This is a genomic window from Staphylococcus cohnii species complex 1663 (assembly GCF_041008415.1).
In the GTDB taxonomy this organism is placed as follows: domain Bacteria; phylum Bacillota; class Bacilli; order Staphylococcales; family Staphylococcaceae; genus Staphylococcus; species Staphylococcus ureilyticus.
The window spans coordinates 168429-190119 of the sequence record NZ_JBFDVL010000002.1 but is presented as its reverse complement, the minus strand read 5'-3'; the positions used below and the strand labels follow the sequence as shown (position 1 = coordinate 190119).

General features: G+C 30.5%; 23 protein-coding genes. All 23 read left to right on the top strand.

What is annotated here, in order from left to right:
- Positions 1 to 329: 329 nt before the first annotated feature.
- Positions 330 to 953: a helix-turn-helix transcriptional regulator gene (locus tag AB1J10_RS02870; RefSeq protein WP_075100076.1), complete on the top strand. Its 624-nt coding sequence runs from the start codon at positions 330 to 332 to the stop codon at positions 951 to 953.
- A gap of 14 nt (positions 954 to 967) precedes the next feature.
- Positions 968 to 1789, top strand: coding sequence for a pyruvate, water dikinase regulatory protein (locus tag AB1J10_RS02865; RefSeq protein ID WP_046208151.1), 822 nt, complete (start codon positions 968 to 970; stop codon positions 1787 to 1789).
- A 46-nt stretch (positions 1790 to 1835) separates the two neighbouring features.
- Positions 1836 to 3620: a DNA primase gene (gene dnaG, locus AB1J10_RS02860; protein WP_046208152.1), complete on the top strand. Its 1785-nt coding sequence runs from the start codon at positions 1836 to 1838 to the stop codon at positions 3618 to 3620.
- A gap of 138 nt (positions 3621 to 3758) precedes the next feature.
- On the top strand, positions 3759 to 4865 hold the full coding sequence (rpoD, locus tag AB1J10_RS02855; protein ID WP_046208153.1) for an RNA polymerase sigma factor RpoD: 1107 nt from the start codon (positions 3759 to 3761) through the stop codon (positions 4863 to 4865).
- A 66-nt stretch (positions 4866 to 4931) separates the two neighbouring features.
- Entirely contained in the window at positions 4932 to 5612 is a 681-nt protein-coding gene (locus AB1J10_RS02850) for a tRNA (adenine(22)-N(1))-methyltransferase (RefSeq protein ID WP_107365700.1), read from the top strand.
- A complete protein-coding gene (locus tag AB1J10_RS02845) occupies positions 5613 to 6716 on the top strand; it encodes a Nif3-like dinuclear metal center hexameric protein (RefSeq protein ID WP_046208155.1) in 1104 nt (367 codons plus the stop codon).
- Positions 6717 to 6921: 205 nt separating this feature from the next.
- A complete protein-coding gene (locus AB1J10_RS02840; protein ID WP_107365789.1) occupies positions 6922 to 8253 on the top strand; it encodes a DEAD/DEAH box helicase in 1332 nt (443 codons plus the stop codon).
- Positions 8254 to 8272: 19 nt separating this feature from the next.
- Positions 8273 to 9163, top strand: a complete 891-nt coding sequence (locus AB1J10_RS02835; RefSeq protein ID WP_107365791.1) for a deoxyribonuclease IV — start codon at positions 8273 to 8275, stop codon at positions 9161 to 9163.
- A 176-nt stretch (positions 9164 to 9339) separates the two neighbouring features.
- The gene (locus tag AB1J10_RS02830; RefSeq protein ID WP_107365793.1) at positions 9340 to 10113 is read left to right on the top strand and encodes a metal ABC transporter ATP-binding protein; all 774 of its coding nucleotides are present in this window, start codon (positions 9340 to 9342) and stop codon (positions 10111 to 10113) included.
- On the top strand, positions 10110 to 10973 hold the full coding sequence (locus AB1J10_RS02825; protein WP_046208159.1) for a metal ABC transporter permease: 864 nt from the start codon (positions 10110 to 10112) through the stop codon (positions 10971 to 10973). The genes AB1J10_RS02830 and AB1J10_RS02825 overlap by 4 nt, the downstream gene beginning before the upstream one ends.
- Complete coding sequence (locus AB1J10_RS02820) at positions 10960 to 11373, top strand: Fur family transcriptional regulator (protein ID WP_107365798.1); 414 nt, start codon at positions 10960 to 10962, stop codon at positions 11371 to 11373. Before AB1J10_RS02825 ends, AB1J10_RS02820 begins: the two co-directional genes overlap by 14 nt.
- A gap of 278 nt (positions 11374 to 11651) precedes the next feature.
- Entirely contained in the window at positions 11652 to 12251 is a 600-nt protein-coding gene (locus AB1J10_RS02815) for a superoxide dismutase (RefSeq protein WP_046208161.1), read from the top strand.
- A 120-nt stretch (positions 12252 to 12371) separates the two neighbouring features.
- On the top strand, positions 12372 to 14423 hold the full coding sequence (locus tag AB1J10_RS02810) for a peptidoglycan D,D-transpeptidase FtsI family protein (protein WP_070812736.1): 2052 nt from the start codon (positions 12372 to 12374) through the stop codon (positions 14421 to 14423).
- A 129-nt stretch (positions 14424 to 14552) separates the two neighbouring features.
- Positions 14553 to 14702: a 50S ribosomal protein L33 gene (rpmG, locus tag AB1J10_RS02805; RefSeq protein ID WP_019469354.1), complete on the top strand. Its 150-nt coding sequence runs from the start codon at positions 14553 to 14555 to the stop codon at positions 14700 to 14702.
- A 132-nt stretch (positions 14703 to 14834) separates the two neighbouring features.
- On the top strand, positions 14835 to 15377 hold the full coding sequence (locus AB1J10_RS02800; RefSeq protein ID WP_107391370.1) for a 5-formyltetrahydrofolate cyclo-ligase: 543 nt from the start codon (positions 14835 to 14837) through the stop codon (positions 15375 to 15377).
- An 11-nt stretch (positions 15378 to 15388) separates the two neighbouring features.
- On the top strand, positions 15389 to 16840 hold the full coding sequence (locus tag AB1J10_RS02795) for a rhomboid family intramembrane serine protease (protein WP_107365962.1): 1452 nt from the start codon (positions 15389 to 15391) through the stop codon (positions 16838 to 16840).
- Positions 16824 to 17030, top strand: a complete 207-nt coding sequence (locus AB1J10_RS02790) for a YqgQ family protein (RefSeq protein ID WP_064208907.1) — start codon at positions 16824 to 16826, stop codon at positions 17028 to 17030. Before AB1J10_RS02795 ends, AB1J10_RS02790 begins: the two co-directional genes overlap by 17 nt.
- Before the next feature lie 305 nt (positions 17031 to 17335).
- Entirely contained in the window at positions 17336 to 18322 is a 987-nt protein-coding gene (locus AB1J10_RS02785) for a glucokinase (protein WP_070039362.1), read from the top strand.
- Positions 18322 to 18645 (top strand): MTH1187 family thiamine-binding protein, encoded by a 324-nt coding sequence (locus AB1J10_RS02780; protein ID WP_064208909.1) that lies wholly within the window; start codon positions 18322 to 18324, stop codon positions 18643 to 18645. Before AB1J10_RS02785 ends, AB1J10_RS02780 begins: the two co-directional genes overlap by 1 nt.
- A 2-nt stretch (positions 18646 to 18647) precedes the next feature.
- Positions 18648 to 19271, top strand: coding sequence for an MBL fold metallo-hydrolase (locus AB1J10_RS02775; RefSeq protein ID WP_107365892.1), 624 nt, complete (start codon positions 18648 to 18650; stop codon positions 19269 to 19271).
- Between the two features lie 59 nt (positions 19272 to 19330).
- The gene (gene comGA, locus AB1J10_RS02770) at positions 19331 to 20305 is read left to right on the top strand and encodes a competence type IV pilus ATPase ComGA (protein ID WP_107365890.1); all 975 of its coding nucleotides are present in this window, start codon (positions 19331 to 19333) and stop codon (positions 20303 to 20305) included.
- Complete coding sequence (gene comGB, locus AB1J10_RS02765) at positions 20277 to 21344, top strand: competence type IV pilus assembly protein ComGB (RefSeq protein WP_064208911.1); 1068 nt, start codon at positions 20277 to 20279, stop codon at positions 21342 to 21344. The genes comGA and comGB overlap by 29 nt, the downstream gene beginning before the upstream one ends.
- 19 nt (positions 21345 to 21363) lie before the next feature.
- Positions 21364 to 21681, top strand: a complete 318-nt coding sequence (gene comGC / locus AB1J10_RS02760; protein WP_046208171.1) for a competence type IV pilus major pilin ComGC — start codon at positions 21364 to 21366, stop codon at positions 21679 to 21681.
- Positions 21682 to 21691 lie beyond the last annotated feature (10 nt).

Here is a 21691-nt window from a genome sequence, read left to right as displayed (position 1 = left end):
TTTTAACATAAAAACGCCCCAAGACAAAGAAAAAGAAAAAAACTTAATCATTGCCTTGGGACGAGTTAATTATTTTTAATCACATATAATTATGTGTTTTTAATAAAATATTATTAACCCGCGGTTCCACCCAATTTAGTGAGTACACTCGCCTTTGAAACTTCTTTTTAAATTTTTAGCCAATTGTTATGTTAAGCTTTCACCACCCTTAACTCGCTTTAAATATAATTTTAATGTATTGGTTGATTATTAGCAAGTAAATATATGTATTTGTAGCAATTTATAATTCAATGTATAATTAAATGTAATGAGTAAAGGGGTGAAGTCTTATAGAACTGAATAAAAGACAACAACAAATTGTTGATATTGTCAAAAATAATGGACCTATTACTGGTGAACATATAGCAGAACATCTTAGTCTTACAAGAGCGACCTTGAGACCAGATTTAGCAATACTTACAATGTCTGGTATTTTAGAAGCACGCCCACGCGTAGGCTACTACTATTCTGGAAAACCCAAAAATAAATTAATTGCTGATCAATTAAAACAATATATTGTTAAAGATTATGCGTCACACCCTGTAGTAGTGAAAAGTGAAATGTCAGTTTACGATGCGATTTGTACTATATTTCTAGAGGATGTTAGTACGTTATTTGTTATAAATAATGAAGGAGATTTTATAGGCGTTTGTTCTCGGAAGGATTTATTACGTGCTTCGATGATAGGTAAGGATATACATACTATGCCTGTTAATATTATAATGACTCGTATGCCTAATTTAAGCTTTGTATTGGAAGACGAACGTGTCATATTTGCTGCAAACCTAATGATTGAAAAGGAAATTGATTCTTTACCAATTGTGAATAAAAAAGAAAATGGAAAATATGAAGTGAAGGGCCGTATTTCTAAAACAACAATTACTAAAATTTTTGTCTCTTTACTAAATGAATAGGTGGTATGTATTAAATGGAAAATATTAAAATTATTGTTGCTTCTGACTCAGTAGGTGAAACTGCTGAACTTGTAGCAAGAGCATGTATTTCACAATTTAACCCAAATCAATGTGAAAGTGAAATTAGTAGGTATCCGTATATAGAAGCTTTAGAAAACGTAGATGAGGTAATCTCAGTTGCTAAAGATACTGAAGCGATAGTTGTTTATACATTAGTTAAACCAGAAATAAGAAAGTATATGGAAGCAAAAATTAAAGAATTTCAAATTAAATCTGTAGATATTATGGGCCCATTGATGAATATATTATTAGATAAAATAGATGAGCAACCATATTTTGAACCCGGACTCGTGCACCAATTAGATGAAGCATATTTTAAAAAAATTGACGCTATAGAATTTGCAGTAAAATACGATGACGGTAAAGACCCAAAAGGTTTAGATAAAGCTGATATCGTTCTATTGGGCATATCTAGAACTTCAAAAACGCCTCTTTCACAGTATCTTGCACATAAAAGTTATAAGGTGATGAATATTCCTATTGTGCCAGAAGTCACACCCCCAGATAATTTATTTAATGTTGATACTTCAAAATGCATTGCCTTAAAGATAAGTGAGGATAAATTAAATCGCATCAGAAAAGAAAGATTAAAGCAATTAGGCTTAGGTGATAGTGCAAGATATGCTACCGAGCAACGTATTGAAGAAGAATTAAATTATTTCAATGAATTAGTTGAAAAAATTGGATGTCCTGTTATAGACGTAACTGATAAAGCGATTGAAGAAACTGCAAATGACATCATTAGTATTATTGAGCAAAACAGTTTCTTAAAATAAGAATTTCTATTATAATATTATAACTACTGTCTAATAGGTGATAATTTTGCGAATTGAACAAGCAACCATTAATGAAATAAAAGAGAAAACAGATATTCTCGATTTAGTAAGTGAATACGTTAAATTAGAAAAAAGAGGGCGCAATTACATTGGGTTGTGTCCTTTTCATGATGAAAAAACACCGTCATTTACTGTTTCTGAAGATAAACAAATTTGCCATTGCTTTGGTTGTAAAAAAGGAGGAAACGTCTTTCAATTCACTCAAGAAATTAAAGACGTTTCTTTTACTGAAGCTGTAAAGTTATTAGGTGAACGTGTAAATATTGAAGTGGAAACACCTCAAGCAACGTCAGAACAGCATACTAATCATCAAATTGCTTCTGAAGATTTGCAAATGATTGAGATGCATGAATTAATGCAAGATTACTATCATTATGCATTAAAAAAAACCGTTGAAGGAGAAGCAGCGTTAAACTATTTAAAAGAACGTGGGTTTACAGATGAACTCATAGATCGTCGGAAAATAGGTTATTCACCTAAAAATGCACATTTTTGCCATGACTTTTTACAGAAAAAAGGTTATGATATTCAATTAGCATATGAAGCGGGTTTATTGTCTAGGAATGAAGAGAATTTCAGCTATTATGATCGTTTCAGGGATCGAATTATGTTTCCATTATCAAATGCACAAGGTCGAACAGTTGGTTATTCAGGAAGAACATATACAAATCAAGAGCCTAAATATCTCAATAGTCCTGAAACACCGATATTTCAAAAAAGAAGATTGTTATACAACGTTGATCAAGCTAGAAAAGCAATTCGTAAAAATGATGAAATTATACTACTTGAAGGTTTTATGGATGTGATAAAAGCTGATTACGCAGGTTTGCATCAAGTTGTGGCAAGTATGGGAACTCAGATTTCTCAAGAACATATCGCATTTATGAAAAAACTCACTTCAAATGTGACATTAATGTTTGATGGTGATTTTGCGGGTAGTGAGGCCACTTTAAAATCTGGGCAAATATTATTGCAACAAGGATTTAATGTTTTTGTAGTTCAACTACCAAAAAACATGGACCCGGATGAGTATATTGGAAAACACGGTGCAGATGCGTTTAATTATTTTGTGGAACATGAAAAAAAAGCATTTATTCTTTATAAAGTCCATATGCATCAAGAAGAAATAGAAAATAATGATTTAGCATATGAAAGGTATTTAAAAGAAATCACAAATGATATTTCATTAATGAAGTCATCGATTTTACGCAAAAAGATATTGCAAGACGTGTCAGAATTGTTTAAAGTAAGCATGGATAGTTTAAATAATGAAGTAGGACTACGTGAAGATTATTATCAACCACAGTCGTATCAAATGCCTAGTGTGCCACAATTCACTCATTTAAATAAGCAAGAAAAAGCAGAACGTGCATTATTAAAACATTTTATGAATGATAAGGATATTTTTTTAAATTATCATAAATTACTTCAAACAGAAGACTTTACAAATCAGTATTTTAAGCGTATATTTAATGTTTTACATGAGTTTTATTCTGAGAATGATACGTTTAATATTAGTGATGTTTTACAATATATCGATACAAATGACATTAAAGAAGCATTTATATCATTGGATAACTATTTGATAAATGAAGAACCATATGAACATGAAATCGATGATTATTTAGACACACTTTTAACAAATAGAAATGAAGAAACGATTGAATCGCTTAATCAAAAGTTACGGGAGGCTTCTAGATTAGGTGATTTAGAGTTGCAGAAATATTACCTAGAAAAAATTGTAAACTTCAATAAAAATAGAATGAATTAAATTAAAAATGAATATATCTGTAGATTATTGGGTTTAACAACTTGAATAAACCGTATGATTTATGGGTAGATAGTATTAAGATTATCTATCAAATGATATCATGGTTTCAAGTTGATATTATATTCGGGAGGCCTTTTCATGTCTGGAAATAAAGTTACACTTAAAAAGCAAACAATAGACCCATCTCTAACTTTAGAAGATGTAAAAAAACACTTAATTGAAAAAGGTAAAAAAGAAGGGCATCTTAGCCATGAAGAAATTGCAGAGAAATTGCAAAACTTCGAGATGGATTCTGATCAAATGGATGAACTATTTGATCAATTAACAGATAACGATATCAGTTTGGTAAACGAAAAAGATAGTTCTGACAAAGATGCAAAATTAAATCCTAATGATTTAAGTGCTCCTCCAGGTGTTAAAATTAATGACCCTGTTCGTATGTATCTTAAAGAAATCGGACGTGTCGATTTATTAAATGCGCAAGAAGAAATAGAATTGGCGAAAAGAATTGAACAAGGTGACGAAGTTGCTAAGTCAAGATTAGCTGAAGCAAACTTGCGTTTAGTAGTCAGTATAGCCAAAAGATATGTTGGCCGTGGCATGCTTTTCTTAGATTTAATTCAAGAAGGTAATATGGGCTTAATAAAAGCAGTTGAAAAGTTCGATTTTAATAAAGGATTTAAATTTTCAACATATGCGACATGGTGGATACGTCAAGCAATAACACGTGCTATTGCAGACCAAGCTCGTACAATACGTATTCCAGTGCATATGGTAGAAACAATTAATAAATTAATCCGTGTACAAAGACAATTATTACAAGATTTAGGTCGTGATCCAGCACCAGAAGAAATTGGTGAGGAAATGGATTTACCACCAGAAAAAGTAAGAGAAATATTAAAAATAGCTCAAGAGCCAGTTTCATTAGAAACACCAATTGGTGAAGAAGATGACAGTCACTTAGGTGATTTTATTGAAGACCAAGAAGCCCAAAGTCCATCTGATCATGCAGCTTATGAATTATTAAAAGAACAACTGGAAGATGTATTAGATACATTAACAGATAGAGAAGAAAATGTACTGCGCTTACGTTTTGGACTTGATGATGGAAGAACACGTACACTAGAAGAAGTAGGCAAAGTCTTCGGCGTTACGAGAGAACGTATTCGTCAAATTGAAGCTAAAGCATTGAGAAAATTAAGACATCCGAGTAGAAGTAAACGTCTTAAAGACTTTATGGACTAATTTTTCAGCTCTTTTGTACCTAGTCGTACAAAAGAGCTTTTTACATTTACATAGAGGAGCGCTTTTATGGTTATATTAAATCAAAGATTAAAAAAAGTAAGTACATATATAATAGGGGATTGTTTAGCGGATATTGGTTCAGACCATGCATACCTTCCGATTTATGCGATTGAAAACAATTTAGTCAAAAATGCAATTGCTGGAGAAGTTATCCAAGGACCGTTTGAAGCTTCGAAAAAAAATGTTGTGGAACATGAGTTAAGTAATCATGTCGATGTTAGACTAGGTGATGGATTGTCGATATTACAGTCAAATGATCAAGTTAATTCCATCACTATATGTGGTATGGGTGGACCGTTAATAGCTAAAATCCTTGAAGAAGGTAAAGAGAAATTAACTGCCCATCCGAGGCTTATTTTACAAAGTAATATACAATCTAGTGCGATTAGAAATTTGTTAGATTCCATGCATTACAAGATTATTGAAGAAGTTATTTTAGAAGAAAAAGGGCATATATATGAAATAATAGTGGCAGATTATTTTGAACAACAATCACAAAAACTTACTAAATCAGAAATAAAGTTTGGACCGATTTTATTAAAAAAGAAACATGAATTATTTTTTAAAAAATGGGAAAGAGAACGACAGGCATTGCAAAAAATCAAAGATCAATTGAACACTGAAAAACATCGTGAACGGCTAAATGAAATTAACAACGAAATCAATTTAATTAATGAGGTGTTGTAAATGAAAATTAAAACGTTACTCCAAGTAATAAATCAGCATGTACCATTTGAAACTGCAGAGTCATGGGATAATGTTGGCTTGTTAATCGGAGATGAATCTGCTGAAATTTCAGGTGTTTTAACCGCGCTAGATTGTACTAATGAAATTGTTGATGAAGCAATAAACCAAGGTTTCAATACAATTATTTGTCATCATCCACTCATATTTAAAGGTGTTAATAATATCATTCAACAAGAAGGCTATGGTGCTATCTTACGAAAATTAATTAAAAATGATATTAATTTAATTGCTTTACATACAAATTTGGATGTTTATCCAAAAGGTGTTAATGCAATGTTAGCAGAAAAGCTTCAATTGAAGAACCAACATATTTTAAATCCAGAAACTTTAAAATACTATAAGGTACAAGTGTTTATACCTGAAGAGAATCTTAAAACATTTAAAGATGCATTGAGTGATGCAGGTTTAGCTGAAGAAGGAAATTATAAATATTGTTTCTTTGAAAGTTCAGGGAATGGACAATTCAAGCCTACTGGTAGTGCCAACCCACATATTGGCTCAATAGATAAAATTGAAGAAGTAAAAGAATTTAAATTAGAATTTATGATTGAAGCATATCAAAAAGATTTAGCAGAACAATTAATTAAAAATAATCATCCATACGAAACACCAGTTTTTGATTTTATAAAAATGGAAAAAGAAGCGAATTATGGTTTAGGTATGATTGGTGATTTAGAATCCGAGATGGATATATCTACATTTGTGAAGCATGTCAAAGCGAATTTGGCAATGCCAAGTGTAAGATATGTTGGTAATTTAGATCAAATTATTAAGAAGGTTGCGATTATTGGTGGTTCCGGTATTGGATTTGAGACTCAAGCCGCTCAACAAGGTGCAGATATCTTTATCACTGGTGATATTAAACATCATGATGCATTAGATGCAAAAACTGCTGGTATTAACTTATTAGATATTAACCATTATAGTGAATATGTAATGAAAGATGGTTTGTGTAATTTATTAATAGATTGGTTTAACCCAGATGATATTACTTTTGAAATTAAGTCATCTAACCTCAACACAGATCCATTTAATTATTTATAATTGCCATGCATGTTTACTATCAAGAAATAAAATTTATTTTAGTCAATGACTAGTAATCTTTTTCTAGGCTGTGCATCCTTATGTTCCAGCTACACTTACATTTAAATTATATTTGATGACTGCCAATTTAGTATAAAATAATTAGTTCAAAATCGTTTGCGAATGCTTTATAATAGAAAAGATGAAGATTTAAGGAGGCCAAATCATGGCAAATCACCCATTCGATAAGTTTAATTTAGACCCAAGTTTAATTGACGCGGTACGAAATTTGAACTTTAATCAACCTACAGAAGTACAAAATAGAGTTATTCCAAAAATATTAAAACAAGTAAACTTAATTGGACAATCTCAGACAGGCACTGGAAAATCCCATGCCTTTTTATTACCACTGATACATTTAATAAATGTCGATATTAAAGAACCACAGGCAATCATCGTTGCTCCAACAAGGGAATTAGCGCAACAGCTATTTGATGTCGCTAGTCATTTAGCTGATTACAAAGGTGATTTATCTGTTAAACTTTTTATTGGTGGCACAGATATAGAAAAAGATAGACAACGCGCTAAGAATCAACCGCAACTTATTATAGGAACACCAACTCGGATAAACGATTTAGCTAAACATGGAGATTTGCATGTGCATTTGGCTTCTTATTTAGTTGTGGACGAAGCTGATTTAATGATTGATTTAGGATTAATAGAAGAGGTAGACCACATTGCTACACGTTTAGATGAATACTCCCATATAGCTGTGTTTAGCGCTACTATTCCTAAATCATTACATCCATTTTTAAATAAATATTTAGAAAATCCTGAATACGTCGAAATTGAAAATGTTCAAAAAAATAAAAAAAATATTGAATTCTATTTAATTCCGACAAAGGGTGAAGCAAAGATAGAAAAAACAATAAAACTCATTGATATTTTAAATCCATATCTATGTATTATATTTTGTAATAGTCGTGATAATGCAAACGAACTTGCAGACCAGTTAAATACTGCCGGTTTAAAATTAGGTATGATACATGGTGGTTTAACGCCAAGAGAGCGTAAACAACAAATGAAGCGTATTCGTAACTTAGAATTTCAATATGTTATTGCAAGTGACTTAGCATCGCGTGGAATAGATATTGAAGGCGTAAGCCATGTGATTAACTTTGATGTACCAAATGATATCGATTTCTTCACGCATCGTGTTGGCCGTACAGGTAGAGGGCAATACAAGGGCGTGGCGATTACCTTATATAGCCCTGAAGAAGAAGAAAACATAGCGTTAATAGAACAACGAGGTTATCAATTTGAAAATGTTGATATAAAAAATGATGAGTTATCGCCAATTAAAGCACACAATACACGTCAATCACGTAAGAATAAAGATGATCATTTAACAAATGAATTAAAAAATAAAGTGAAGAGAAATAAGAAAAAAGTAAAACCTGGCTATAAGAAAAAATTCCAACGTGATCTTGAACATTTAAAACGTCAAGAGCGTAAAAAATACAGTAAGAAACAAAATCGTCAAGCCAGAAAAAATTAATAAAGGATTGGTGACTACTATGTTATTAGGATCTCATGTATCTATGAATGGTAAAAAAATGTTGGCAGGTTCAGCTGAAGAAGCACATAAATTCGGTGAATCTACTTTTATGATTTATACAGGTGCACCACAAAATACAAGAAGAAAGCCAATAGAAGAGCTAAATATTGATCAAGGACAAGAATTAATGCAAACGTACGGTCTTTCAAATATTGTAGTACATGCACCTTATATAATAAATATTGCAAACACTGTCAAACCACATGTGTTTAATCTAGGCGTAGAATTTCTACAAAGTGAAATTGAAAGAACGCAAGCCATTGGTGCTAAAGACATAGTATTGCACCCTGGCTCACATGTGGGAGAAGGTGCGGACGCTGGTATTAATAAAATCATAGAAGGTCTAAATGAAGTACTGACGAATGACAATAATGTACGCATTGCACTTGAAACAATGGCTGGCAAAGGTTCAGAAATTGGGAGGAATTTTGAAGAAATCGCTCGAATTATAGATGGTGTCAATCATAATGAACGTTTATCTGTGTGTTTCGATACATGTCATACTCATGATGCAGGCTATAATGTAAAAGAAGATTTTGATGGTGTGTTGAATGAATTTGATAAGATAATAGGCATAGATAGAATACAAGTTGTTCATGTAAATGATAGTAAAAATGATATTGGTGCTCATAAAGATAGACACGAAAATATAGGTTTTGGTTATATCGGATTTGATGCCTTAAATTATATCGTTCATCATGATACGTTTAAAAACATTCCCAAAATACTTGAAACACCCTATGTTGGTGAAGATAAAAAGAATAAAAAACCACCTTATAAATTTGAAATTGAAATGCTTAAACAACAACAATTTGATCCAAGTTTAAAGGATAAAATTTTAATGCAATAATACTAAAAAAATGAATTATAATCAAAAATGTGAAAAAATAGATAAATGTATTTAAAGGATGACATAGCGAACTCAATTCAAAATGAGTTTCTAGATCATCCTTTTTTTGTTAATTCGTAAACATTACTATTTACATAATTGTTTGCAAGTTGTATAGTATAGAACGAGGTGAAAAGATGACTACTCCAGTGTTCGAATTAAAAAACATCGATTATTATTTTGAAAACAAAAAAGTATTAGAAAATATTAATATTAAAATTAATAAAGGACAATTTTTGGCTATAGTTGGACCTAATGGTGCCGGTAAATCAACTTTGCTAAAAATTATTTTAGGATTGTTACCGTTGCAAAAAGGTGAAATACTTGTAGATGATAATGTATATAATGGAAAACAATCTTTATACAAGATTAGTTATGTTTCACAAAAAGCTCAAGCTTTTAAAGCAGGTTTTCCTGCAAGTGTTAAAGAAGTCGTGATGAGTGGGCTGACGAAACGTAAAAAGTTATTTCAGTGGTTTAATAAAAAGGATGAAAATAAAGTGGAAGCCGTATTAAATCGATTGAATATAGGCCATTTAATTAATAAAAATATTGCCGAATTATCTGGTGGGCAACAACAACGTGTATTAATTGCACGAGCGTTGATCAGTAACCCTTCAGTCCTTATATTAGATGAACCAACTAACGGTATAGATGCAAAACACGTTAGTGAATTCTATGAAACACTAGAAACTTTAAAAAATGAAGGCGTAACTATCATTTTGGTTACGCATGATATAGGTGTCGTGGCTGATACTGCTACAGAAGTAGCATGTTTAAACAAGCATCTGCATTTTCATGGCACGACAGAGGATTTTAAATCGTTAGATGAGGTAGAAATATCTAAAATATACGGTCATCCTATACAATTTGTAGATCACCAACATAATAGGGAGTGTTGTTCATCATGATTGAGGCATTATTAAATTTTGATTTTATGAGATACTCTCTATTAAGTGGTATTTTGATTGGTTTTATTGCCCCATTAATTGGTGCATTTATTGTTGTACGAAGGCTATCATTAATTGCAGATGCTTTAAGTCACGTTACACTTGGTGGTATCTCATTCGGGATGTTTTTCGTGACTATTGCACCCGCACTAACTTTTATTAATCCAATGTGGTTTGGGATATTGTTCGCAGTCATTGGTGCGTTATTGATTGAAAAACTTAGAACATCGTATAGTAATTATCAAGAAATTGCGATCCCTATTATAATGAGTGCAGGCATAGCATTAAGTGCCATTTTTATTTCACTTGCAGATGGTTTTAATCAAGAAATTGTTGGATTATTATTTGGATCAATCAGTGCTGTAACTATCAGTGATTTATCAACTATTATCGCAATCGTTATTATTGTATTAGCATTTATATTGTTATTTTATAAGGAATTATTCATTCTTTCATTCGATGAAGAATATAGTAAAGTGATAGGTATTCCGAAATGGATACAATTTTTATTTATTATTATCGTCGCGATGGTCATATCTGCTTCTATGAGAGTCGTAGGTATTTTATTGGTAAGTGCATTAATTACATTACCGATAGCTATAGCAATGCGTATGACAAAAGGATTCAAACAACTTATTATATTAAGCGTGTTAATTGGTGAATTTTCAGTTATAGCAGGGCTAGTATTAGCATTTTATATGAATATTTCCCCTGGAGGCGTAATTGTCGTATTACTTGTACTTTTATTAGCAATGATGATGTCATATCAAAAGTTTAAATTTAAAACTGTGAAAGGGGCTATTAATAATGAAAACAGATGAAGCAATTAATATTCTAAAAGCAGAAGGACACAAGTATACAAATAAAAGAAAAGATATGATAAATGTTTTTATAGAAGAAGATAAATACATTAACGCAAAACATATACAGCAAAAATTAGACAAAGATTATCCAGGTATCTCATTTGATACAATATATCGAAATTTACATTTATTTAAAGATTTAGGCATCGTTGAGGGTACCGAACTCGACGGTGAAATGAAGTTTAGAATAGCATGTACAGATCACCACCATCATCACTTTATTTGTGAATCATGTGGTGATACAAAAATTATTGATTTCTGTCCAATTGAACAGATAAAGGCTTTTTTACCAAAAGTCGATATTCACACACACAAATTAGAAGTATATGGCATATGTGAAGCTTGTCAGCATGCTTAAAATTTTTAGCGTGTATCTAATGTAAAATAGCACCTATCGACGCTTATTACTAAAAAGTTCCCTTCTAAATATAGGTCATTAGTCTGAATTTTATTGAATTTTTAAAATACTTTGTCCTTTATGTTTAAAATCCACTATTTTGAGATATAATAGTAAAGGAACTAAAGATAACAAATATAATTTTATGACTTTTGAATAAGTTTGTAAGCATATTCATTGTTGTAATCATTTTTAGTTGTTATGCTTTATTTACAGATTAATTAGGAGGATGATTATTTATGGCTTTTGAATTACCAAATTTACCTTATGGTTCTGACGCATTAGAACCACATATTGATCAACAAACAATGGAAATCCACCATGACAAACATCATAACACTTATGTTACTAAATTAAATGCAGCAATTGAAGGTACTGATTTAGAATCTAAATCAATTGAAGAAATTGTAGCAAATTTAGACAGTGTACCAGAAAATATTCAAACAGCTGTTAGAAATAATGGTGGTGGACACTTAAACCATTCATTATTCTGGGAATTATTAACTCCAAACTCTGAAGAAAAAGGAACTGTAGTTGATAAAATTAAAGAACAATGGGGTTCTTTAGATGCATTTAAAGAAGAATTTGCAGATAAAGCTGCAGCTCGTTTTGGTTCAGGTTGGGCTTGGCTAGTTGTTAATAATGGCAATTTAGAAATTGTTACAACTCCAAACCAAGATAACCCATTAACTGAAGGTAAAACACCTATCTTAGGCTTAGACGTTTGGGAACATGCTTATTATCTTAAATACCAAAACAAACGTCCAGAATATATTAGTGCTTTCTGGAACGTTGTAAATTGGGAAAAAGTTGATGAATTATATAACGCTGCTAAATAATTAAGTTTCTATTTTTGACGGCCTTACACAGGTCGTCATTTTTTTATTTAAAATAATAGAAATCTGTATCAATTTCATATATCATTTAAAGTGATCACTTTTGAATAGAGGTATGTTGTTTTGCTAAAAAGATTAAAGGAAAAATCAAACGATGAGAAAATAAGAAATACGATGAATAAAAGAATAAGCTTTGTGTTTGGTCTAATTGTATTTATTTTTGCAATAATTGTCTTACGATTAGGCTATTTGCAAATTGCACAAGGCTCTCATTATAAACAATTAATTAAAAATAGTGAGAATTTAACTGTTAATGAAGCTGTTCCGAGAGGAAGAATTCTCGATAGAAATGGTAAAGTTCTAGTAGATAATGCATCAAAAAAAGCCATCACTTTTTCTCGGGGAAGAAAAACTTCTCAATCAGAAGTTTTAAAAATAGCTACTGATTTATCGAAACTTATAAAAATGGATACCGATAAAATCACAGATCGAGATAAACAAGATTTTTGGATTTTGAAACACCCTAATCAAGCTGACAAATTAATGAAAAAAGAACAAGCATTGTTAGATGATGGGAGTATTTCTCAAGAACAATATGATGAAACGTTACATAAAAAAATTGGAAAGCAACAATTTGATTCATTTTCAGACAAAGATTTACAAGTATTAGCGATATTTAGAGAGATGATGTCAGGTTCTGCATTAGATCCTCAAATGATTAAAAATGAAGATGTTACTGATGAAGAATATGCTGCAGTGTCACAAAAACTTTCTGATTTACCAGGGGTTAATACAACAATGGACTGGGATCGAAAGTATCCATATGATGATACATTACGTGGTATTTTTGGTGATGTCTCTACGACACAAGAAGGTATTCCAAAAGAATTAACAGAACAATATTTGTCAAAAGGTTATTCAAGAAATGATCGTGTAGGAAAATCTTATTTGGAATATCAGTATGATGATATTCTCAAAGGTAAAAAGAAAGAAATGAAATATACAACAGATAAATCGGGAGAAGTTATTGACTCACAAGTGATTCATAAGGGGTCACGCGGAGATGATCTTGTTTTAAGTATTGATATTGATTTGCAAAAGAAAACTGAAGAATATTTAGAAAAACAAATAAGCAAATTACGTAGTGAAGGTGCTAAAGATATGGACAATGCTTTAGTGGTTGTTCAAAATCCGAATAATGGCGATATTTTAGCAATGGCTGGTAAACAAATTGATAAAAATGGTGATTTAACCGATTATGATATCGGAACTTTCACATCACAATACGCTGTTGGATCGTCTGTTAAAGGCGGAACATTACTTGCTGGTTATCAAAACAATGCAATTAATGTGGGCGAAAAAATGGTTGATGAACCATTGAAATTTTCTGGTGGTCTTTCTAAACGTTCATACTTTAACCAAGACGGTAAAGTAACTATAGATGATAAAGAAGCTTTAATGCATTCATCAAACGTATATATGTTTAAAACAGCATTAAAAATTGCAGGTTCACCATACGCGCCAAACATGTCACTACCAACTGATATCTCAGAAGCAGGTCAAAAATTACGAAAAGGACTAAATCAAGTTGGTTTAGGTGTTAAAACAGGTATCGATTTACCAAATGAGACTGGCGGACAAATAGAACCGCTAACAGATAATCCAGGTAATTATTTAGATTTGGCAATTGGACAATATGACACTTATTCACCGTTACAGTTATCACAATATGCTTCCACGATTGCGAACAGTGGTTATAGAATTCAACCACATATTGGTTTAGAAATCAGAAAAGCAACAAATAAAGATTCATTAGGACCCGTGAAACAAAAAGTAAAAGGCGACGTATTAAATAAAGTTAACAATACATCAGATCAAGTTAAGCAAGTACAAGAAGGTTTCAAAATGGCATATAATGAAAAAGAAGGTACAGGTTATCAAAGTTTCAATGATACTGTTGTGCCTTCAGCTGGTAAAACTGGTACAGCAGAAGTATTCCAGGACGGTAAACCAAAAGTAAATTCAACTTATGTAGGTTATGCACCAAGTAATAATCCGAAATTAGCATTTTCAATTGTATATACAAATCAACCTGTTCCAGAACCTTGGCTTAATGGTGGTGACTTAGGTAGAGACATCATTAACTATTATTTTAAGGAAAAAGATAAAAAATAAAATTCATATAACTCATTTTTAAGTTAAAAACCTATGGGTATGGTATATATGAAAAATAATACTTTTCAATTTTATAACTAAATGGTATGATAAATAAGTCGTATTTTGAAAAGGTAAGGAGGAATTAGCATGCGCGTAAACGTAACACTAGCTTGCACAGAATGTGGGGAAAGAAACTACATCACAACAAAAAATAAACGTACTAATCCTGAACGTATCGAAATGAAAAAACACTGTGCTCGTGATAACAAACATACATTGCACCGTGAAACAAAATAATTAAATTTTTAACCAGATTCTAATTTTAGAATCTGGTTATTTTTTATTAAAAATATTGAAATGACAGTTTGATGACATAATATATTATTATCGTTATAATAAAAGAGGATATAAAATGGGAAGGTGTCATATATGAGTAAACATAAGTTAAGAAAAGAAACCATAAATAAAATGAAACAATTTTCGGATCAAGATCAAAAATTATCTGCTGATCAATACTTAACACAACAATTAATGAATACATCTGAATATAAATCGGCATATCGTATTGGAGTTGTCCTCTCAATGCAACATGAAGTAGATACTTATCCCATCATTTCGAAAATATTAAATGATGATAAAAAAGTATTTGTACCAGAAACTAATTATAAAAATAAAACAATGTCATTTAAGGAGTTAGATAATTTATCAAATATTGCACCTGACGATAAAGGAATTAATTATGTTACAAGTGACACAGAAATAACAAATGATTTAGACCTATTAATCGTGCCTGGTGTAGTATTTAATAATAAAGGTTATAGAATCGGCTATGGTGGCGGCTATTTTGATAAATTTTTATCACAACATCTGCAGCCAACAATAAGTTTAATTTATGACTTTCAAATAAATGATTTTGAAATAGAAGCACATGATCAACCAGTGCAAAAACTAATTATAGCGACTACAAATTAATGGAGGGAAAAATGATTACAGAAAAGCATTTTTGGAAGTCAATTTACACTTGGATAAAATATTTGAATTATCAAGTTGTGCATCGTAATCAAGATGATACTGAAGTTTGGCTTGCAAATAAAAGAAAGCAATCCGTTGCAATATTTAAATTTGGTGCTAATTCTACACAAGAAGTAAGATTTGATAAAAGTAGAATCCAAGACCATGAAGAAGATATAATTACATTTTTAGGTTTCAAACCCCATAATTATAATTTATATATTTATACCGATAAAACATTTACAAATGAAAATTTAGATGAGCTAAAATCAGTTAAATTCAAAGTGAAAATTTTACGTCAAAAAGAGCATATAGATCAAATAATGCCTAACTTTTTTGTGAAGTTTGTCTTTAATCGCGATTCAAACCATACAAAAGGTTTTTATAAACAAAGAGCATTAAATAATAATCCTATTGAAAAACATATGCTAAAATTTGCCCCAGTTACATATTTATTAATAATAATTAATATTATTATCTGGCTTTCGATGGTATTATTGTTAAATCGATTTTCTGATTTAAAACTTTTAGATGTTGGGGGTCTTGTACATTTTAATGTCGTCCACGGAGAATGGTACAGACTCATTACATCCATATTTTTACATTATAACTTTGAACATATATTAATGAATATGTTAAGTTTATTTATTTTTGGAAAAATAGTAGAATCTATCGTTGGGCATTGGAGATTTTTAATTATTTATTTTGTTTCTGGTTTGTTTGGTAATTTTGCTTCATTATCTTTTAATACAGACACCGTTTCCGTTGGTGCAAGCGGTGCTATATTTGGTCTGATAGGTGCCATTTTTGCTTTTATGTATATTGGTAAACAATTTAACCAAAAGTTGATTGGTCAATTGCTAATTGTTCTTTTCGTCCTAATTGGCGTTTCATTACTAATGCAAAATGTAAATATTGTAGCACATGTTGGTGGATTTATTGGTGGTTTATTGATAACACTTATAGGATATTATTTTAGAATTAATCAAAATAAATTCTGGTTTTTTCTAATTGTAATGATTATTTTATTTATTGCAGCACAAATTAGGATTTTTACGATTCAAGAAGATAATATTTATAATACAATCATTGAAAAAGAAATGAAAAATGGCAATTATAAAAGTGCTGAAGATATGGTACAACATACGGTGAATAAAAGTTATGCTGATGATGAAACATACTACCTAAAAGGACTAATTAATGCGACAACTGATTCAAAATCAGAGGGTATGGCAACATGGGAAAGAGGTTTAAGAAACTTCCCAGATTCTGCATTATTAAATTACCAACTAGCGGTTGCAAATAGATCCATCGATAACAAAGATAAAGCAAGAAAATACATTAAGTCCGCTTTGAAATTAGATCCAACAAATAATGATTATATAAATTTAAATAAAGAATTGAGCGATGACAGTGATTCATGAGATTAATACTTTTTATGATGTTCAACAACTTTTAAAAAAATTTGGTTTTATTATATATTTTAAGGATAAAAATGATGTTTATGAAATGATGGAACAAGAGCTTCATTCACTATATTCCTATAATTTAATTTCTAAAGATGATTATATTAAGTCCAAATTAGTGATTAGTCAAAGAAAAAATGAACACTGATTTTATGAAAGTTTTATGAAAATGTAGTTACTGACATTATAGATATCTACCAAAATAAATTGATAAAATATTGAAACTAAATAACAGCAATCATGCAAGTGCTGATATAATGTATCTTTATATTCATTATCATTGCATTTATGAAATGAAAAATATTAATATAGATATATATGTTTTATGCAGAGAAAAATATATTTTAAGGAAAAGACTACTATGTTGACACGTTAATCGTTAAAATCGTCTATTGACGAAACTAGGATTCAATTTAGCATTCCTTAAAAATAAGAGAAGGATGAATAAAATACATGAAAAAAATTATCTTAGCAGCAGATATTGGTGGTACAACTTGTAAGCTAGGTATATTCGACGAACAATTAGAACGAATTGAAAAATGGTCTATAAAAACTGATACGTCAGATGTTACAGGTTATGCACTTTTGAAAAATGTTTATGAATCTTTCGTTGAACATGTTGATAATTCAGAATTTGTTTTTTCAGATGTTTTAGGTGTTGGTATAGGTATACCAGGACCAGTGAATTTTGAAACAGGTGAAGTGAATGGTGCCGTTAACTTATATTGGAAAGAAACAGTTAATGTCAGAGAAATTTTCCAACAATTTGTAGACTGTCCGGTTTATGTTGATAACGATGCCAATGTTGCAGCATTAGGTGAAAAGCATAAAGGGGCAGGACATGGCGCAGACGATGTGGTTGCAATTACATTAGGCACTGGCCTTGGAGGCGGTATTATTTCTAATGGAGAGATTGTACATGGTCATAATGGCTCTGGTGCTGAAATTGGTCATTTTAGAGTTGACCATGACCAACGCTTTAAATGTAATTGCGGGAAATCAGGTTGTATTGAAACCGTTGCTTCTGCGACCGGCGTTGTCAATTTAGTGAATTTTTATTACCCTAAATTAACGTTTAAATCTTCGATACTTCAATTAATAAAAGATAATGAAGTTACCGCGAAAGCAGTATTTGATGCGGCAAAAGCTGGAGATCAATTCTGTATCTTTATTACCGAACGCGTGGCTAATTATATTGCATATTTGTGCAGTATTATCAGCGTAACAAGTAATCCTAAATATATTGTTTTAGGCGGAGGAATGTCAACTGCTGGTTTAATATTAATAGAAAATATAAAAACAGAGTACCATAATCTAACTTTTACACCAGCACAACAAGGTACAGAAATCGTTCAAGCTAAACTAGGCAATGATGCGGGCATTACTGGTGCTGCTGGTTTAATTTATACTTATATAATTGAAAAGGAAGGTGTGAAATAATGGCTATAGTAGATGTAGTAGTTATACCTGTGGGTACGGAAGGACCAAGTGTTAGTAAGTATATTGCTGAGATACAAACAAAATTAAAAGAATTTAAAGCACAAGGTAAAATTGATTATCAATTGACACCAATGAATACTTTGATTGAGGGAGATTTAAAAGATTTATTTGAAGTCGTTCAAGCAATCCATGAATTACCATTTGATAAAGGTATTGATAGAGTTTGTACTAATATAAGAATTGACGATCGAAGAGACAAATCTCGAAAAATGAATGACAAACTAAAATCTGTTGAAAATCATTTAGATAGTGGAGGTCACTAACAATGCAAATATCTAGTTTAGCATTGGGCTTAGTTAAAACGAATACTTATTTTATTGAAAATGATAAGAATGTGATTTTAGTAGATCCAGCGGCTGATTATGAATTAATTATAAAAAAATTAAATCAAATTAATAAACCTGTCATTGCAGTATTATTAACACATGCACATTTTGACCATATCGGGGCTTTAGATCAAATCGTTGATAAATTTAATGTGCCTGTTTATATGCATCCTAGTGAGTTCGATTTTTTAACTAATACAGAAAAAAATGGTTCACAAAAGTTTAAACAATATGGATTAACACCTGTCATTAGTCATGTATCACCACAAAAAATTGATGAAGGCTCTATGGAAATTGAGGGCTTTAAATTTAAAGTACTTCATACACCTGGACATTCCCCTGGTAGTTTATCTTTTATATTTGATGATTTTGCTGTAGTTGGAGATACTTTGTTTTATCAAGGTATAGGAAGAACTGACTTATATAAAGGCGATTATGAAACTTTGGTTGACTCTATATTAGATAAATTGTTTAAATTAGAGGATGACTTACCATTATTCCCAGGACATGGGCCATATACAACGATAGAAGACGAACAACTTAATCCATATTTGTATGGTTAGTTTTATTTCATAAAGTAATATTAACACCTCCTACGTGTATTATTGTAGGAGGTGTTTTTTTGAAATTACTCTTTAAAAATATCATTGATAAAGCGATTAAGGAAAATGTATCAGATGTACACTTTATTCCAAACCACAAAAAGGTATACATTAAATTTAGAAAAAAAGAATATTTAAACACTATAGAAACGATAGAAGTCAATATTTATAGGAAGTTGCTCACATATATGAAATATCAAGCAGGTTTAGATGTATCAACACACAGCACCGCACAAAGTGGAAGATACGCTTACAAACTTAAACAATTATACTATTTAAGAGTTTCAACTTTACCTTTATCTCTTGGATTTGAAAGTTGCGTAGTGAGAATTATACCTCAATATTTTCAAAGTTCAGCAAAAGCACTTAGTATAAATCAATTATTTAAACTAGTCCATAAAAAACAAGGTTTAATACTGTTTAGTGGACCTACTGGGTCTGGCAAAAGTACGTTAATGTATCAACTGATAGTGCACGCAAAGGAAAAATTAAATGTTAATATAATTACTGTAGAAGACCCTGTAGAACGTTTGGATGAAGGTATAACACAAGTTTCTATTAATGAAAAAGCAGGGATTAATTATGCTAATTCATTCAAGGCGATTTTAAGATGTGATCCAGATATTATACTTATTGGTGAAATCAGGGATGCTATGATTGCTAAACAAGTTATTCATGCAAGTTTAAGTGGTCACTTAGTACTTTCAACGATACATTCAAATAATTGTAAGGGTGCATTGAGTAGATTATTAGAAATGGGTATAAGTATTCAAGAACTACGACAGACGGTATTAAGTATTATCAATCAGAGATTAGTAAACACCTCAAAAGATGAACGTTCTTTAATTTATGAACAATTAACTCGAGAAGATATAGCATTTTATTTTGAAAATCAACTTACACTTCCAAACACATTCAAAAATTTGTCGTATAAATTGCATGAAATGGCAAAAGAAGGGGAAATTTGTGAAGAAACACTTAATAGATATCTTTAGTTCACCACGATTTATGATTATCAGTGAAAAAAACCAAATTGAATTACTTCAAAGATTACATGATTTACTTCAGCATGGATTCACATTATCAGCATCATTTAAATTTTTACTACAACACTTAACAATAAAAGCACCAAAAATAGTGACTCAGATTAATACTCGTCTAGATCAAGGCGCACAATGTTACGAAATATTATTGTTACTAAAATATCCCAAAATTATTATCATGCTAATATATTTTTCAGAGTTATTCAGTGAACTCACATCAACATTACCACATGCCCAAGACTATTTAATTCGAAATAACAAAGCAAAGCTACAACTACTAAAAACACTTCAATACCCTTTGCTATTAATTACAATTTTTATAGGTATGTTAATCATTTTAAATCATACTATTATACCTGAATTTCAATCTCTCTATAATAGCTTTGATGTTGAAATTTCAAAAACACAATTAATTTTATCATCTTTATTAATATATTTACCTAGAACACTTTTTATTATTTTATTTATCTGCTTAATTTTTTCTTACTTATTTTATATATCTACAAAAAAACTACCCATTAACTTAAAGTACAAAATTATATTAAAAATCCCGATTTTACGTACTTTTTTCAAATTTTATAAAACTTATAGACTTTCTACTGAATTTGCATTGTTTTATAAGAATGGTGTGAACTTACAATCAATCGTTGATATTTATTCTAAACAAAAAAATGACTCATATTTAATTTATCTTGCTAGAAAATTGGCAACAGGTACACAAAATGGCTATAAGTTAAGTGAAATATTAAAAAAGATTTCCTGTTTTGAAGAAGGCTTGATTAACTTTATTGAGGAAGGCGAAAAGATAGGAAAGCTAGACATAGAATTAAAATTATATAGTGAAATTATATTTACAAAAATTGAACGCTATCTGCAACGATTAATTAATTTTATACAACCAGCTATATTTTTAATGCTAGGCATCTTAATCATTGCGCTATATTTAGTGATTATGTTACCTATGTTTGATCTAATGCAAACGATCAAATAATAAGATTTGGAGGCTTTTAATGAATAAAATAAAACAATTTTTTAATAAACGTGCTTTTACTTTAATTGAGATGCTCCTCGTACTTTTAATTATCAGTTTATTACTGATATTGATTATACCCAATATTGCAAAACAATCTTCACATATTCAAAGTACAGGTTGTGATGCCCAAATAAAAATGATTGAAAGTCAAGTTGAAGCATATACTTTAAAACATAATAAAAAACCACAATCTATAGATGAATTGATTGCGGATGGCTATATTAAAGAAAACCAAAAAAATTGTAAATCAGGTGCTACTATCACAATTAACAATGGTGAAGTAATTGCAAACTAGTAAAGCATTT

What these genes read in the sequence shown, in the direction of transcription:
- AB1J10_RS02865 (WP_046208151.1), top strand. Translation starts at nt 968, where the DNA reads ATGGAAAATATTAAAATTATTGTTGCTTCTGACTCAGTAGGTGAAACT.
- rpoD (WP_046208153.1), top strand. Translation starts at nt 3,759, where the DNA reads ATGTCTGGAAATAAAGTTACACTTAAAAAGCAAACAATAGACCCATCT.
- AB1J10_RS02850 (WP_107365700.1), top strand. Translation starts at nt 4,932, where the DNA reads ATGGTTATATTAAATCAAAGATTAAAAAAAGTAAGTACATATATAATA.
- AB1J10_RS02845 (WP_046208155.1), top strand. Translation starts at nt 5,613, where the DNA reads ATGAAAATTAAAACGTTACTCCAAGTAATAAATCAGCATGTACCATTT.
- AB1J10_RS02840 (WP_107365789.1), top strand. Translation starts at nt 6,922, where the DNA reads ATGGCAAATCACCCATTCGATAAGTTTAATTTAGACCCAAGTTTAATT.
- AB1J10_RS02835 (WP_107365791.1), top strand. Translation starts at nt 8,273, where the DNA reads ATGTTATTAGGATCTCATGTATCTATGAATGGTAAAAAAATGTTGGCA.
- AB1J10_RS02830 (WP_107365793.1), top strand. Translation starts at nt 9,340, where the DNA reads ATGACTACTCCAGTGTTCGAATTAAAAAACATCGATTATTATTTTGAA.
- AB1J10_RS02825 (WP_046208159.1), top strand. Translation starts at nt 10,110, where the DNA reads ATGATTGAGGCATTATTAAATTTTGATTTTATGAGATACTCTCTATTA.
- AB1J10_RS02820 (WP_107365798.1), top strand. Translation starts at nt 10,960, where the DNA reads ATGAAAACAGATGAAGCAATTAATATTCTAAAAGCAGAAGGACACAAG.
- AB1J10_RS02815 (WP_046208161.1), top strand. Translation starts at nt 11,652, where the DNA reads ATGGCTTTTGAATTACCAAATTTACCTTATGGTTCTGACGCATTAGAA.
- rpmG (WP_019469354.1), top strand. Translation starts at nt 14,553, where the DNA reads ATGCGCGTAAACGTAACACTAGCTTGCACAGAATGTGGGGAAAGAAAC.
- AB1J10_RS02800 (WP_107391370.1), top strand. Translation starts at nt 14,835, where the DNA reads ATGAGTAAACATAAGTTAAGAAAAGAAACCATAAATAAAATGAAACAA.
- AB1J10_RS02795 (WP_107365962.1), top strand. Translation starts at nt 15,389, where the DNA reads ATGATTACAGAAAAGCATTTTTGGAAGTCAATTTACACTTGGATAAAA.
- AB1J10_RS02790 (WP_064208907.1), top strand. Translation starts at nt 16,824, where the DNA reads ATGACAGTGATTCATGAGATTAATACTTTTTATGATGTTCAACAACTT.
- AB1J10_RS02785 (WP_070039362.1), top strand. Translation starts at nt 17,336, where the DNA reads ATGAAAAAAATTATCTTAGCAGCAGATATTGGTGGTACAACTTGTAAG.
- AB1J10_RS02780 (WP_064208909.1), top strand. Translation starts at nt 18,322, where the DNA reads ATGGCTATAGTAGATGTAGTAGTTATACCTGTGGGTACGGAAGGACCA.
- AB1J10_RS02775 (WP_107365892.1), top strand. Translation starts at nt 18,648, where the DNA reads ATGCAAATATCTAGTTTAGCATTGGGCTTAGTTAAAACGAATACTTAT.
- comGC (WP_046208171.1), top strand. Translation starts at nt 21,364, where the DNA reads ATGAATAAAATAAAACAATTTTTTAATAAACGTGCTTTTACTTTAATT.